Genomic DNA, 13,765 nt, shown 5'->3' on the forward strand with positions numbered 1-13,765 from the left:
CGGTTTGAGGAGAGGCTTGCTCAGGCGAAGGCAGGCATGACTTCGTCGATGAACAGCTGCAGCGACCGGCGCTTGCGCTCGAAGTCCATATGACTGTCCAGCCACAGGCTGTACTGGTCGTAGCCCAGGGCTTCATACGCCTTCAGGCGTTCGATGACTTGCGCCGGCGTGCCCATGACCAGGTTCTGGCGCAGCTTGTCCGGGGCGAAGGCCGGCGCGGCGTCCAGCTCTTCCTGGCGGACCGCTTCCATGAAGCCGTTCTTGATCGGCCGCTCGCGGCGCGCCCATTTTCCGAAGTAGGTGTAGAACTTCTGCAGGTCCAGTGCACCCCGCGACAGCTCTTCCTCGGTCTCGGCCACATAGGTGTGCATCAGCATCATGATCTCGGGGCGCGGCACTTCGGGGTGAGCCTCGCAGGCGGCATCGAAACGGTTCATCAACTCGGCGACTTCGGCATCGCCGGCGGCCAGCGCGGTGACCTGCACATGGCAGCCGTTGGCGACGGCGAAGTCGTGCGACATCGGATCGCGCGCGGCGATCCACATCGGCGGATGCGGTTGCTGGATCGGGCGCGGCACAGGCGTGCTGACAGGGAACTTCCAGAACTCGCCGTCGTGCGCGTAGTCGCCGGCAAACAGCTTCTGCAGCGCGGGCACCATCTCGCGCATGCGGGCGCCGGCGCTCATCGCGTCGAGGCCGGGCAGCAGGCGGTCGTATTCGAAGAGGTAGGCGCCGCGCGCGATGCCCAGGTCCAGCCGTCCGTTGCTGACCACATCGCAGAGGCCGGCTTCTCCGGCCAGTCGCACCGGGTGCCAGAACGGCGCAATGATGGTGCCCGTGCCGAGGCGTATGCGCGAGGTCTTCGCGGCCAGGTAGGCCAGGTTCACAAACGGATTGGGGGCGATGGTGTACTCCATCGCGTGGTGTTCACCGACCCAGATGGTCTCGAAACCGCCACGCTCGGCGATCAGCGTCAGTTCGGTCAGTTCCTCCAGCAGTTGGTGATGGGAAACGCTGTCGTCATACCGCTCGGGGTGAGCGAACAATGAAAATTTCATGGCGGGCTTTGTGGGAGGTTGAAGTCTGGAGTCGGTGACCGGGAGGCAGGCCGGGATCAGGCGGCGTGGGCCAGCGGGGTGACGTCGCCGCGCTGTGCATCGCCGACGTAGACGCCGAAGCTGTCTTCGGCGCGCTCGCGCGCATAACGCGTCAGCACCGCGGCCGTGGCGTCGTCGACCGCCTTCAGGCCGGCAAGGTCTTGCAGCGCCACGTGGTGCAGGCGCGCGTCGCCGTGGCCGGCGTCAGGGGCGCGGCCGCGGTAGATCACACACGGACCTTGCGCGTCTTCATAGACGGAGAACACAAAGTCCAGCGTGGCATGCAGGCCGAGCGCCTTGAGCACACCATACAGGCCGTCGTTGCCGCTGGGCGTGCCAAGGCGCGAGGCTCCGGGCAACTCGTAGCCGCCGTCGCCATGGCGCAGCAGAACCACGCCGGCGTCAGTTTCGATCAGCGCATGGATGTGGGCGTTGCCGCTGCCGCTGGCGTTGACCGCGGCGACATCCTGGTAACCGACATAGGCACCGCGGCAATAGCCCAGAGGCCGGCCCGGGCTGTGCTCCAGACCGACGACCTCACCGATGAGGATGGTGTGGTCACCGGCATCGACCAGCTGCCAGGCCTTGCACTCGAAGGTGGCCAGACTGTCCTTGATGAGCGGCACGGCCGAGCGGCCTTCGGTCCACTGGCATTGCTCGAACTTGTCCGCAGCCTTCGATGCGAACAGGCTGGAAATGGGCTTTTGCGCTTCGCTCAGCACGTGGATGGCAAAGGCCGGCGCCGCAGAAAACACTGCATGGCTGTGCGCGGTCTTCGCCAGGCAGACGGAGACCAGCGGCGGGGCCAGCGACACCGAAGTAAAAGAGTTGGCGGTGAAGCCGCGCGGCTGGCCGTCGGCATCGCGCGTCGTCACGACGGTGACGCCGGTGGGATAACAACCGAGTCCGTCCCGGAAGGAGCGGACATCGATGGTTTGCGGGGCCTCTTGGACTTGAGAGGCTTGGGGTTTGTCGTTCATGGCACCTGCTCCGTGAAGTTGTTCAATGCATCGCGCAGGACGAGGCTGACCTCCTCCGGTGCCGTGAGACTCATCATGTGACGGTTCCCCTTCAGCACATGTGCCGCAGCACGCGGCGCCAGACGGGCCATCTCGTGCGACATGGCTGGCGTCGAGTTGGGGTCGAGCTCACCGGTGAAGAACAGCGCCGGCGGCTGCAGGCTGGGCAGGCGCGCGGCGTGCACCGCATCGGCCGTGGCAAAGACCTGGTAGGCCGTGGCATAGCCCTGGTGGTTGACCTCCTGCAGCAGCTTGCGCGAGAGCGCTTCGGCCATCGCGGTGTCCGGGTTGCCGGGGCTGCCGAACCAGCGCTTGAGGGTGTCGTCCAGGTTGGCCTGCGTGCCGTGGCGCAGCAGCTCGCTGGCGCGTTGCCGCACCAGAAAACGCTGCTCTTCGCTGCGCGAGAACACCGCGTTCATGGCCACCACACCGGCGCAGCGCGAGGGGTACTCCAGCGCGAACTCCAGTGCCACCAGGGCGCCCATGGAGTGGCCAACCACGCGCACCCGGGGCAGGCCCAGCATGTCGATCAGGTCCAGGAGCTGCTGCGCATATTCGCTCAGCGCCAACGGTCCTTCGGGCAAAGCACTTTGGCCATGCCCCCACATGTCGTAGACCAGTACATCGAAGTCCGCGGCCAGGTCGTTGACCTGGGGTGTCCACACCTCCTTGGCCATGCCGACACCGTGGATCAGCACCACAGACGCGCCGTGGCCGTAGCGGCGCCAGGCCGTGCCCTGGGGCGTCACCCCGGAGGCGGTCGGCGTCGGCGGTGAAAAATCAGCACGCGAACCAACGCCCCTATCGGCGTGCAGATCAGCTTGCATTGGCGTTCATCTCCTTGATGTCCTGGTAGCGGTCGCCGATGCGGTGGTGTGGGCGGCCGCCAATCGAGGCGCCCAGTGCCACGACGATTTCGTCAGGAGCCGGTGCATCGACGATGGAGAACTGGATCGTCAGGTAGTGCGAGCGCATGCCCTCGTCATGCTTGTGCATCAGCGGAATCGCGATCGGGCAGGCCGGGCCGCCGCGCACATTGGTAAAGGCCAGGTAGCTCTTGGCGCCGACGGCTTCGCGGTAGAGATTGCCGAAGCGCAGCGTGTGGATCAGCGCGGAGGCGTGCTCCAGCTCGCCCGATGTTCCGACGATGGCCGCCTTGCCGTAGCCCTCGACCACCTCGCCCGAGCCTGCCATGGACAGGATGCTGTCGGTGAGGAGCTTGCCCAGTTGGGGGCCAATGGCATGGATTTCAGGCTTCAGGTCGTCCACATAACCGCGCCCGGCCCAAGGGTTGGCCAGCACGGCCGCCGCGGCAAACAGTTGCAGCGGACGGGCCGCCACACGGCCACCCTCGAGGCGAATGTCTTCGGTGTAGGTGACGATTTTTCGGAGTTGGAGAGCGCTCATAGAAGTTCCTTTTGCGTTGATTGGATCATGTTTTACCGTTTTCGGTATTATGGTATACCATAATACCTAACAAGATTATCCAGCCATTTGCCTTGTCCCTGGCGTCTCGTTTGGTGGAATGCGATGCGTGTTTTTCAGGCAGGGGCTGAGGCCCCCTCCTTCACCCAGGCCGCCTTTTCAACGGCGCATCGTGAAGTTCTTGAGCCAGGGCACAGATCTGCGTGAGCGTCAGTCGGCGCGGATGTTGGCCGCCTTCACCACCGAGCGGTACTTCTCGACTTCCGAGGCCATGAACTTGCCCAGCGCCTCGGCAGAGGCACCAGAGGCCACAATGCCCTGCTCCGTCAGCCGCTTCTGGACCTGCGCATCCGTCAACACCTGCTGCGCTGCCTGCTGGATTTTCTGCAGGATGTCCGGCGGCGTCTTGTTGGGCAGAAAGAGACCAAACCACACGCCGAGGTCAAAACCCTCCAGACCCTTGATTTGCCCCAGGGCGGGAATCTCCGGCGCCAGTTCACTGGGCTTGGTCGCGGTGACGGCAAAAGCCTTGAGCTTGCCCGACTTGATGAAGGGCTGTGCGGCGCTGAGGGTGGAGACCCCCAGCTCGATCTGCCCGCCCATGACGTCGACCAGGGCCGGCGACGCGCCCCGGTAGGGGATGTGTGTCATGAAGATGCCGGCACGCATCTTCAGCAACTCGCCGGCCACGTTCATCGGCGTGCCGTTGCCTGCGGAGGCATAGCTCAGCGCCCCCGGCTTGGCCCTGGCCAGCGCGAGGACTTCAGCGACCGAATTGGCCGGCAGGCTGGGGCTGCCCACCAGCACCATCGGGCCGGTGGCGACAAACACCACGGGCGACAGGTCCTTCATGCCGTCATAACCCACCTTGGGATTGATCAGTTTGTTGATGAGGATTTCGGAGCCAGAGCCCAGGAAGATGGTGTAGCCGTCAGGTGTTGCACGCACGGCACGCTGGGTGCCGAGCATGCCGCCCGCACCGGCCACGTTTTCGATCACGACCGGCTTGCCGAGCTTTTCGCTCAGCAAGGGCGCGATCGTACGCGCCACGTTGTCCGAACTGCCACCCGGCGCGAAAGGCACCAGCAGCGTGATGCTGCGCTCCGGCCAGGCCGCCTGCGCAGAGAAGGTAGGCGCGAGGCAGAACGCGAAGGCACTGGCCGCCAGCGCGGCCAGGCGGCCGAAGGTGGCGGAGGAAGGAAGAGACAGAGTTTTCATGGCGACAACAAAAAGTAAATGTCAAAAACGATGAATCCCTTGCGCATCGACCGTTGCGGCTCTCGGGCCGCTCACGGCAAACACACACAGTGCCTGGCGATGCAGGCCGGCCCTCCGCGGCTCCCCGAGCCAGCGACTGCCTGTGGCCAGCGGATGTGGCTTTCAGAAGCCCTGTGGCGTGGATTTAACCACCCTTACCGTCTTCTAATATTATGGAATACCATAATACTTAAGCACGATCCATGCCTTGACGGCCATCCTGGCTACCGCGTCGGCGCCCAGCGCCAGGGCCTTGGCCACAGAATCTGCGAATTCCGGCTCAGTGGTCGTAGGCCTTTTCGCCGTGCGAGGCGATATCCAAGCCTTCGCGCTCTTCGTCTTCCGTGACGCGCAAGCCGATGGTCATATCGACCAGCTTGAAGGCGATGAACGACACCACGCCCGACCAGACGATCGACACACCCACGCCCCACAATTGGCTGATGAGCTGGGTCGTCATGTCGAAGTCGGCGACCTTGTTGGCCACGTAGTCGTAGACGCCGGTACCGCCCAGCTTGGGCGACACGAATACGCCGGTGAGCAAGGCGCCCAGAATGCCGCCCACGCCGTGCACGCCGAACACATCCAGGCTGTCATCCGCGCCCAGCATGCGCTTGAGCCCCGTAACGCCCCAGAAGCAGGCCAAACCGGCCAGCAAGCCGATCACCAGGCCGCCCATGGCGCCAACATAGCCGCAGGCGGGCGTAATGGCCACCAGGCCGGCAATCGCACCAGATGCCGCACCCAGCATGGAGGGTTTGCCCTTGCGGATCCATTCCGCAAAGACCCACGATACGGTGGCCGCGCAGGTGGCCAGGAACGTGTTGACGAATGCCAGGGTCGCCGTGCCGCTCGCCTCCAGATTGGAGCCGACGTTAAAGCCGAACCAGCCCACCCACAGCAGTGAGGCGCCGATCATTGTCATCGTCAGGCTGTGCGGTGTCATGGGTTCCTTGTTGAAACCGACGCGCTTGCCAATCAGGAAAGCGCCCACGATGCCAGCCATTGCCGCGTTGATGTGCACAACCGTGCCGCCCGCGAAGTCGATGGCACCTTTCTGGAACAGGAAGCCTGCTGTGGCGCCGACTTTGTCGGCCACTTCGGCGCTGGTGTAAGCGTCAGGGCCGGCCCAGTACCACACCATGTGGGCAATAGGCAGGTAGCTGAAGGTGAACCACAACACCATGAAGGCGAGCACTGCCGAGAACTTCACGCGCTCGGCCAGCGATCCGATGATGAGGGTGGGCGTAATGGCCGCAAACGTCATCTGGAAGGCGATGTAGATGAATTCCGGAATCACCACGCCCTTGCTGAACGTGGCGATCACGCTGTCGGGCGTGACACCCTTGAGAAACGCACGGTCGAAGCCCCCAAAGAAGGCGTTGCCTTCGGTAAAAGCCAGGCTGTAACCATACAGGCACCACAACACGCCCAGCAGAGCGAAGGTCACCATGACCTGCATCATTACCGAAAGCATGTTCTTCGTGCGCACCATGCCGCCATAAAACAGGGGCAGGCCGGGCACGGCCATCATGATGACCAGCAAGGTTGCAACAATCATCCAACTGGTATCGCCCTTGTTGGGCAGTGGCGCAGCGTCGGCCGCGTAGGCGACCGAGCTGAGAACGAAGGCGCTGCATATGGCAAGCGCCGCAGGAAATCTTTTCATGGCAAAAGTCCTTTAAGGGTTGAAAAAGTGCGCAGGACCTTCAGCAACGTCCATGCCAGTTTTTCCTGACAGGAACTTTTCGATCATCTCATTCAACTTGCGCATGTTTGTAGCTATGCTGCCGTGGCCAGGGTGCGACGCGGCAAGCCGCGTAACGTCAACGCTCGCTTTGGCGCTATGGTCTGCCATTACCTGTTCGACCCCGACTTCTGCAACGTCGCCCCGGGCTGGAAAAAAGGCGTGGTCGAGGAGAACGTGCAGGACAGCCGTCGGCGCATCTGGACCGAAGCCGCCATGCGGCGCTTCGGCTCGTTCATTGAGCTCAATGTTCAACGACCGCCAGATGACCCGACGCACTACCGTTCAGAAGCCCTGAACGCCCGGGTACCAGCTCGTGCCAGCCATGGGAATCTGCGTCATGGCAGAGGCCTCCAGGGTCAGCGCGCACAGGTCTTCGGGCTCCAGATTGTGCAGGTGGGACTTGCCGCAGGCCCGCGCAATGATCTGGGCTTCCATCGTCAGCACCGACAGGTAGTTGGCCAGGCGGCGCCCCGCCTGCACCGGGTCCAGGCGCGAAGCCAGGCCCGGGTCCTGCGTGGTAATACCGGCCGGGTCCTTGCCCTCATGCCAGTCGTCGTAGGCGCCGGCCACGGTGCCCAGCCGGGCGTACTCGTCCTGCCAGCGCGGGTCGTTGTCGCCCAGGGCCACCAGCGCGGCGGTGCCGATGGCTACCGCGTCGGCGCCCAGCGCCAGAGCCTTGGCCACGTCGGCGCCGTTGCGGATGCCGCCCGAGACGATGAGCTGCACCTTGCGGTGCATGCCCAGGTCCTGCAGCGCCTTCACCGCCGGCCGGATGGCCGCCAGGATGGGAATGCCGACGTGTTCGATGAAGACCTCCTGCGTCGCGGCCGTGCCGCCCTGCATGCCGTCGAGCACCACGACGTCGGCGCCGGCCTTCACCGCCAGGGCCACGTCGTAGTAGGGGCGCGTCGCGCCGACCTTCACGTAGATGGGTTTTTCCCAGTCGGTGATTTCGCGCAGCTCGAGGATCTTGATCTCCAGGTCGTCCGGGCCGGTCCAGTCCGGATGGCGGCAGGCCGAGCGCTGGTCGATGCCCTCGGGCAGGCAGCGCATCTTGGCCACGCGCGGGCTGATCTTCTGGCCCAGCAGCATGCCGCCGCCGCCCGGCTTGGCGCCCTGCCCGATCACGACCTCGATGGCGTCGGCCTTGCGCAGGTCGTCGGGGTTCATGCCGTAGCGCGACGGCAGGTACTGGTAGACCAGGGTCTTGGACTGACCGCGCTCTTCCTGCGTCATGCCGCCGTCGCCGGTTGTGGTGCTGGTGCCGACCAGGCTGGCGCCGCGGCCCAGGGCTTCCTTGGCCTGGGCCGACAGCGCGCCGAAGCTCATGCCGGCGATGGTGACCGGCGTCTTGAGGTGGATGGGCTTCTTGGCAAAGCGCGTGCCCAGGACCACGTCGGTGCCGCACTTCTCGCGGTAGCCTTCGAGTGGATAGCGGCTGATCGACGCACCAAGGAACAGCAGGTCGTCAAAGTGCGGCAGCTTGCGTTTAGTGCCGCCGCCCCGAATGTCATAGATGCCGGTGGCTGCAGCACGGCGAATCTCGGCCAGCGTGGCCGGATCGAAGGTTGCCGAAAAGCGCGGCGGAGTCTGTGCGGCGACGGGCGCGGCCAGCGTCTGGGCGGAAATGGGTGCGTTCATGTCAGTAGGCTCCTGCGTTGTCAACATGGAAGTTGTAGAGAGTGCGGGCAGACCCGAAAAGCCTGAAGGCGCCGGTGTCCACGTCGGTATGGCCGGCCTTGGCCAGCAGGTCGGCCAGGATGCTGCGCTCGGCCTCGCCCATGGTTTTTTGCTCGCAGTCGGAGCCCAAGCTCTTGACCTTCCCGCGCACGAAGATGCGGGCTTCGTAGAGCGAGTCGCCCAGCGCTTCGCCGGCGTCGCCGAGCACCACCAGGTTGCCGGCTTGCGCCATAAAGGCCGAGAAGCTGCCTACCGAGCCGCCCACCACCACATCCGCGCCCTTGAGCGAGATCGCGCAGCGCAGGCCGGCATCACCGTCGATGACCAGCAGCCCGCCCTGGGCCGTGGCACCGGCGGCGTTGGAGGCGAAGCCCTTGACGTGGACCTTGCCGCTCATCATGTTCTCGGCCACGCCGGTGCCGGCGCTGCCGTTGATGATGACGTTGGCGATCTGGTTCATGCCAGCGGCGTAGTAGCCGGCATGGCCTTCCACCGTGATGCTGACGTCGGCATTCATGCCGGCTGCAATCGCATGGGCGCCGTTGGGGTTGTCGATCTGCACCGACAGGCCGGGCTTGGCCTGCTTGTGCAGGAACTGGTTCACCTCACGCAGCGGCGTGGCTGCGAGGTCGAATTTCATGCTTTCCATACGTACATCTCCTCCGGGGCGGGTTCAAAGACATGGGCGTGCTTGACGCCGGGCAGGTGGGCCAGCGAGCGGAACTCGGATGCGATGGCCACGTAGTCATCGGTCTCGGCCACCACCGCCGGCTTGCAGGCGAAGGGGTCGCGGATCAGCGCGAGTTCGTTGGGCGTGCCCATCAGGAAGGTGTAGAAGCCGTCGAGCACTTCGAAGCCCTTTTGCAGCGCGTCCTTCAGGCTGTCGCCCTCGCGCAGGCGCCACTCCAGAAAGCGGGTCGCCGCTTCGGTGTCGTTGTCGGTGTCGAACTGGATGCCGTAAGGCGCCAGCATGCGGCGGATGCCGTTGGGGTTGGACAGCGAGCCGTTGTGCACCAGGCAGAAGTCCTCGCCGGCGGTGAACGGATGAGCGCGGTCGGCCGTTACAGCGGACTCGGTCGCCATGCGGGTGTGGCCGACGAGGTGGCTGCCCTTGAAGTCGGCGAAGCGGTAGCGCGCCGCGACTTCGGCGGGCGTGCCGATGTCCTTGTAGAGGTCGATGCTCTGGCCTGCGGAGAACACCTGCAGCAGCGGCTGGTAGCCGTGCAGCCAGGCCTTGACCGTGTCGGGCGAACCGTCGAAGGCGATGATGCCGTGGTTGCCCTTGGCCTCGACCGAGGCGTTCACGCCGAACGCGCCGTTCAGCGCGGCGACGAGGGCCTGCCAGTCGTACGTAGCACCACCCTTGACCAGGCCGGAGAACACGCTGACCTTGCGGCGGCCATCGGCCAGCGGCGGCGTGAAGACGGCCAGGCCGGCCGAGTCGGGGCCGCGCTCGGTCATGCCGATCATCATGGGCACCATGAGTTCGCCGAGCTGCTCACGCAGCGCCGGCGTTTTCACCAAAAGTCCAACTATTCCGCACATGGCGTTTCCCTTTCAAAAGAATTCGAGGTATTGCTTGATTTCCCAATCGGAGACGTGACGCTGATACTCCAGCCACTCCATCCGCTTGAGCTTGAGGAATTCCTGGGCGACCGGGCCCAGCGCATCGCAGACCAGCGTGTCAGCTTCCAGGGCGTCGAGTGCCAGGCCGAGGTTCTGCGGCAGCAGGCCGATGCCCGCCTCGCTGAGTTCGCTTTCGCTCCACTCGTAGAGGTTGGTGTTGCGCGGCACGCCCGGGTCCAGCTTGCGGTCCACGCCGTCGAGGCCCGCGGCGATGACGGCCGCGGTGGCCAGGTAGGGATTGGCCGCACCGTCCGGCAGGCGCAGCTCCAGCCGGCCCTTGGGGATGCGGATCATGCTGGAGCGGTTGTTGTCGCCGTAGGTGATGTAGGCGGGTGCCCAGGTCGCGCCGGTGAGCGAGCGACCAACCACCAGGCGCTTGTAGGAGTTGACGGTGGGCGCGCACAGCGCGGTGAGCGCCGGTGCATGCGCCAGCAGGCCGCCGAGAAAGTGATAAGCCAGCTCGGAGAGTTCGAGGCCGCGTGCATCGCTCTTATCGCAAAACAGGTTGCTCTTGCCGTCGCCGATGGACATGTGCATGTGCATGCCGTTGCCGGGACGGTTGGCAAACGGCTTGGGCATGAAGGAGCACAGCAGGCCCATGTCGTTGGCGATCTCCGACGCCGCCATTTTGAAGAAGACGAAATGGTCGGCCGAGGTCAGGCAGTCGGTGAAGGTGTAGTTCAGCTCGAACTGGCCGTTGGCATCCTCATGGTCGATCTGGTAGACGTCCATGCCCACGGCGCGCAAGTCGTTGGACAGGCGCTCCAGGAAGGCACGCGTGCGCGACAAGCCCTTGTAGTCATAGCAGGGCTTGGCCAGCGTGTCGCTGGGATCGCACGGTGCGAGCGCACCCTTGTCGTCGCGGCGCAGCAGCGAGAACTCGGGCTCCAGGCCGGTGAAGAGCGTGTAGCCGCGTTCCGTCAGTCGCTCGATCTGGCCGCGCAGCACCACGCGGCTGTCGAAGGCCCAAGGCTCGTTCTCGACATGGCCTTCGCAAACCATGCGTGCCAGACCCGGTTGCCAAGGCACCAGCGACAGGGTGGAGAGGTCGCCCTTGGCCATGAAGTCGGGGCCGTGCGGCTCGATGCCGACGCCGGAGATGGCGAAACCGGCGAAGCCCGCGCCCTCTTTCATGATGGAAGGCAAATGCGCTACCGGTACCGACTTGGCCTTGGCCACGCCGTGGATGTCTACGAACTGGGCCAGCACGTAGCTGACGCCCTGCTCAAGCAAATAGGCCTGCGCCGCCTCGACCGTGTCGAAGCGTGGCGAGGGGACCAGCGTACCGGCCGGCGCGGCCAGGCGGGAGGTGGGATCTGACTTCATGGAACAAGCTCCTTGGGTCTTAACAAAATAGTGCAACGCACTACGGGGAACGACTTGCTCCATGGTTGAAGCTTATCGCATTAATTCCTGTGATGCAACATTTATGCCTACTGCGAACTATTTTTTTGGTGCATTAAACTTGCTCAAAAGCACTGCCCACCATGACCACTCCCGTTGAAATCCAGCCCCCCTCCCTCGAAGAATCCGTCGGCGCGGCCATCCGCCAGCTGCGCCTGCGCGACGGTCTGACCATCGCCCAGATCGCTGAACAGGCCGGCCTTAGCAGGGGAATGCTCTCGAAGATAGAGACCGGCAGCACCATGGCTGGCATGGACACACTGGCTCGCATTGCACGCGCGCTTGGCGTGTCCATGTCCATGTTGTTCAGCAAGTACGACGCAACTGCTGCAACCGCGCAGCACGTCAAAAGTGGTGCAGGCATGGAAGTGGTGCGTCGGGGCACCAAAGACGGGCACACCTACCACCTTCTGGCATACGACCAAGGGCCCGTCAAACTCTTCGAGCCCTTTCTCATCACCATCGACGACGACAGCCAGCGCTACCCGACCTTCCAGCATCCCGGCACGGAATTCCTGTACATGCTCGAAGGTGTGATCGAGTACCGCTGTGGCCAGCAGACCTATGTGCTGCAGCCGGGCGACTCGCTGAGTTTTCAGGGCGACGTGCCGCACGGGCCGGAGAACCTGACGCAATGCCCGATCAAGTTCCTTTCCATCATCATTTATCCGCGCAACCCGGAATGAAAAAGAGGCCATCAAGCTGGCCTCTTTTATTTAACGCACAAAACGCCTACGCGCCAGACGCTTCACATGCCCGCGTAGTTCGGCCCGCCGCCACCTTCGGGCGTGACCCAAACGATGTTCTGCGTCGGGTCCTTGATGTCGCAGGTCTTGCAGTGCACGCAGTTCTGCGCGTTGATCTGCAGGCGGTCGGTGTTGTCGGCGTTCTTCACGAACTCGTAGACGCCCGCCGGGCAGTAGCGGCTCTCGGGGCCGGCGTATTTCGCCAGGTTGATGGTCACCGGCACGCTCGCATCCTTGAGCGTCAGGTGCGCGGGCTGGTGCTCTTCGTGGTTGGTGTTGGAGACGAACACCGAGCTCAGGCGGTCGAAGGTGAGCCTGTTGTCCGGCTTGGGATAGGCGATGGACTTGCACTCGGCCGCGGGCTTGAGGCGCGCGTGGTCGGGCTCGGTTCGGTGGATAGACCAGGGAGGGCTCTTGATGCCCAGCTTGGGCAGCAGCCACTGCTCGATGCCGGTCATGAATGAGCCGACATACACGCCCTTCTTGAACCACTGCTTGAAGTTGCGCGACCGGTCCAGCTCTTTGGCCAGCCAGCTCTCGGCGTAGGCCTTGGGGTAACCGGCGAGTTCGTCGTGCTGGCGGCCGGCAATGACGGCGTCATAAGCAGCTTCGGCGCAGAGCATGCCGGACTTGATCGCAGCGTGGCTGCCCTTGATGCGGCTGGCGTTGAGGTAACCGGCTTCGCAGCCGACCAGGGCGCCGCCGGGGAACACCGTCTTGGGCAGGCTGAGCGCGCCGCCCGCGGTGATAGCCCGCGCGCCGTAGCTGACGCGCTTGCCGCCCTCCAAATAAGCCTTGATGCTGGGGTGCGTTTTCCAGCGCTGCATTTCCTCGAAGGGGCTGAGGTAGGGATTGGTGTAATCCAAACCCGTGACCAAACCCAGCGTGACCTTGTTGTCTTCCAGGTGGTACATGAAGCCGCCACCGTAGGTGTCGCTGGCCATGGGCCAGCCGGCCGTGTGGATCACGAGGCCGGGTTTGTGTTTGGCCGGATCGATTTCCCAGAGCTCCTTCACGCCGAGGGCGTAGGACTGCGGATCCTTGCCTTCGTCAAGCTTGAAGCGATTGATGAGCTGGCGGCCGAGGTGGCCGCGCGCGCCTTCGGCGAACACGGTGTACTTGCCGTGCAGCTCCATGCCGAGCTGGAAATTGTCGGTGGGCTGGCCGTCCTTGCCGATGCCGAGGTTGCCGGTAGCGACACCTTTTACCGAAGGTAAGCCCCCATCTTCGGAACCGTCGTCGTTGTAGAGCACTTCAGCGGCGGGAAAGCCCGGGAAGATTTCCACGCCCAGGTTCTCGGCCTGCTGCGCGAGCCAGCACACGACGTTGCCCAGGCTGATGACGTAGTTGCCTTCGTTGTAGAAGCACGCGGGCACGAAGAAGTCGGGTATCTTGACGGCGCCGGTCTCGCTGAGGAAGAGGACTTCGTCGGCGGTGACGGGCTGGTTCAAGGGCGCGCCGAGTTCTTTCCAGTCGGGGAAGAGTTCGGTCAGCGCCTTCGGGTCCATCACGGCGCCGGAGAGGATGTGCGCGCCGGGCACGGAGCCTTTTTCGAGCACGACGACGGAAAGCTCCGTGCCTTTTTCAGCGGCGAGCTGCTTGAGCCGGATGGCCGTGGCCAGGCCGCCGGGGCCGCCGCCCACCACGACCACGTCGTATTCCATCGCTTCGCGGGGGCCGAACTGGGCCAGGATTTCTTCGGTGTTCATCGGGGTGGGCTTGAATTGTTTTTGGGGGAAGAAAGCGACAACGCCAAGCCGG

The 13,765-nt window shown here is 64.2% G+C and carries 12 protein-coding genes and 1 pseudogene; 2 read left to right on the top strand and 11 right to left on the bottom strand.

Annotated features, from left to right (window positions below):
- Positions 1 to 20 precede the first annotated feature (20 nt).
- The 6 genes from AC1DS5_RS12595 to AC1DS5_RS12620 all read right to left on the bottom strand — a co-directional run bounded on the left by AC1DS5_RS12595 (position 21) and on the right by AC1DS5_RS12620 (position 6,467).
- The gene (locus AC1DS5_RS12595) at positions 21 to 1,058 is read right to left on the bottom strand and encodes an LLM class flavin-dependent oxidoreductase (protein WP_477718597.1); all 1,038 of its coding nucleotides are present in this window, start codon (positions 1,056 to 1,058) and stop codon (positions 21 to 23) included.
- A gap of 56 nt (positions 1,059 to 1,114) precedes the next feature.
- The gene (locus AC1DS5_RS12600) at positions 1,115 to 2,077 is read right to left on the bottom strand and encodes a flavin reductase family protein (RefSeq protein ID WP_477718598.1); all 963 of its coding nucleotides are present in this window, start codon (positions 2,075 to 2,077) and stop codon (positions 1,115 to 1,117) included.
- Entirely contained in the window at positions 2,074 to 2,943 is an 870-nt protein-coding gene (locus tag AC1DS5_RS12605) for an alpha/beta fold hydrolase (RefSeq protein WP_477718599.1), read from the bottom strand. The genes AC1DS5_RS12600 and AC1DS5_RS12605 overlap by 4 nt, the downstream gene beginning before the upstream one ends.
- Positions 2,933 to 3,523: an amino acid synthesis family protein gene (locus tag AC1DS5_RS12610; RefSeq protein WP_477718600.1), complete on the bottom strand. Its 591-nt coding sequence runs from the start codon at positions 3,521 to 3,523 to the stop codon at positions 2,933 to 2,935. Before AC1DS5_RS12610 ends, AC1DS5_RS12605 begins: the two co-directional genes overlap by 11 nt.
- A 228-nt stretch (positions 3,524 to 3,751) precedes the next feature.
- Positions 3,752 to 4,759: a Bug family tripartite tricarboxylate transporter substrate binding protein gene (locus AC1DS5_RS12615; protein ID WP_477718601.1), complete on the bottom strand. Its 1,008-nt coding sequence runs from the start codon at positions 4,757 to 4,759 to the stop codon at positions 3,752 to 3,754.
- Between the two features lie 319 nt (positions 4,760 to 5,078).
- Positions 5,079 to 6,467, bottom strand: coding sequence for an ammonium transporter (locus AC1DS5_RS12620; protein ID WP_477718602.1), 1,389 nt, complete (start codon positions 6,465 to 6,467; stop codon positions 5,079 to 5,081).
- 120 nt (positions 6,468 to 6,587) lie between these two features.
- Between AC1DS5_RS12620 and AC1DS5_RS12625 the strand changes: the two are divergent.
- A pseudogene (locus AC1DS5_RS12625) lies at positions 6,588 to 6,794 on the top strand (IS21 family transposase); the annotation flags it as partial.
- Between the two features lie 36 nt (positions 6,795 to 6,830).
- Here the strand turns inward: AC1DS5_RS12625 and AC1DS5_RS12630 are convergent.
- The 4 genes from AC1DS5_RS12630 to glnT are packed head-to-tail and all read right to left on the bottom strand — an operon-like array spanning position 6,831 to position 11,180.
- Positions 6,831 to 8,189, bottom strand: coding sequence for an FMN-binding glutamate synthase family protein (locus AC1DS5_RS12630; protein WP_477718603.1), 1,359 nt, complete (start codon positions 8,187 to 8,189; stop codon positions 6,831 to 6,833).
- Between the two features lies 1 nt (position 8,190).
- Positions 8,191 to 8,877, bottom strand: a complete 687-nt coding sequence (locus tag AC1DS5_RS12635; protein WP_477718604.1) for a protein glxC — start codon at positions 8,875 to 8,877, stop codon at positions 8,191 to 8,193.
- The gene (locus AC1DS5_RS12640; RefSeq protein WP_477718605.1) at positions 8,865 to 9,773 is read right to left on the bottom strand and encodes a class II glutamine amidotransferase domain-containing protein; all 909 of its coding nucleotides are present in this window, start codon (positions 9,771 to 9,773) and stop codon (positions 8,865 to 8,867) included. The genes AC1DS5_RS12635 and AC1DS5_RS12640 overlap by 13 nt, the downstream gene beginning before the upstream one ends.
- 12 nt (positions 9,774 to 9,785) lie before the next feature.
- Positions 9,786 to 11,180, bottom strand: a complete 1,395-nt coding sequence (gene glnT / locus AC1DS5_RS12645) for a type III glutamate--ammonia ligase (RefSeq protein WP_477718606.1) — start codon at positions 11,178 to 11,180, stop codon at positions 9,786 to 9,788.
- A gap of 161 nt (positions 11,181 to 11,341) precedes the next feature.
- Between glnT and AC1DS5_RS12650 the strand changes: the two genes are divergently transcribed.
- Positions 11,342 to 11,944, top strand: a complete 603-nt coding sequence (locus tag AC1DS5_RS12650; RefSeq protein WP_477718607.1) for a helix-turn-helix domain-containing protein — start codon at positions 11,342 to 11,344, stop codon at positions 11,942 to 11,944.
- A gap of 62 nt (positions 11,945 to 12,006) precedes the next feature.
- Here AC1DS5_RS12650 and AC1DS5_RS12655 read toward each other — a convergent pair whose 3' ends face one another.
- On the bottom strand, positions 12,007 to 13,713 hold the full coding sequence (locus AC1DS5_RS12655) for an electron transfer flavoprotein-ubiquinone oxidoreductase (protein ID WP_477718608.1): 1,707 nt from the start codon (positions 13,711 to 13,713) through the stop codon (positions 12,007 to 12,009).
- Between the last annotated feature and the right edge of the window lie 52 nt (positions 13,714 to 13,765).

The organism is Polaromonas sp. P4_H1 (assembly GCF_056400945.1).

Bases quoted from the DNA above. Each gene is read 5' to 3' on its own strand.
- AC1DS5_RS12595 (WP_477718597.1), bottom strand. From the start codon at position 1,058: ATGAAATTTTCATTGTTCGCTCACCCCGAGCGGTATGACGACAGCGTT.
- AC1DS5_RS12600 (WP_477718598.1), bottom strand. From the start codon at position 2,077: ATGAACGACAAACCCCAAGCCTCTCAAGTCCAAGAGGCCCCGCAAACC.
- AC1DS5_RS12605 (WP_477718599.1), bottom strand. From the start codon at position 2,943: ATGCAAGCTGATCTGCACGCCGATAGGGGCGTTGGTTCGCGTGCTGAT.
- AC1DS5_RS12610 (WP_477718600.1), bottom strand. From the start codon at position 3,523: ATGAGCGCTCTCCAACTCCGAAAAATCGTCACCTACACCGAAGACATT.
- AC1DS5_RS12615 (WP_477718601.1), bottom strand. From the start codon at position 4,759: ATGAAAACTCTGTCTCTTCCTTCCTCCGCCACCTTCGGCCGCCTGGCC.
- AC1DS5_RS12620 (WP_477718602.1), bottom strand. From the start codon at position 6,467: ATGAAAAGATTTCCTGCGGCGCTTGCCATATGCAGCGCCTTCGTTCTC.
- AC1DS5_RS12630 (WP_477718603.1), bottom strand. From the start codon at position 8,189: ATGAACGCACCCATTTCCGCCCAGACGCTGGCCGCGCCCGTCGCCGCA.
- AC1DS5_RS12635 (WP_477718604.1), bottom strand. From the start codon at position 8,877: ATGGAAAGCATGAAATTCGACCTCGCAGCCACGCCGCTGCGTGAGGTG.
- AC1DS5_RS12640 (WP_477718605.1), bottom strand. From the start codon at position 9,773: ATGTGCGGAATAGTTGGACTTTTGGTGAAAACGCCGGCGCTGCGTGAG.
- glnT (WP_477718606.1), bottom strand. From the start codon at position 11,180: ATGAAGTCAGATCCCACCTCCCGCCTGGCCGCGCCGGCCGGTACGCTG.
- AC1DS5_RS12650 (WP_477718607.1), top strand. From the start codon at position 11,342: ATGACCACTCCCGTTGAAATCCAGCCCCCCTCCCTCGAAGAATCCGTC.
- AC1DS5_RS12655 (WP_477718608.1), bottom strand. From the start codon at position 13,713: ATGAACACCGAAGAAATCCTGGCCCAGTTCGGCCCCCGCGAAGCGATG.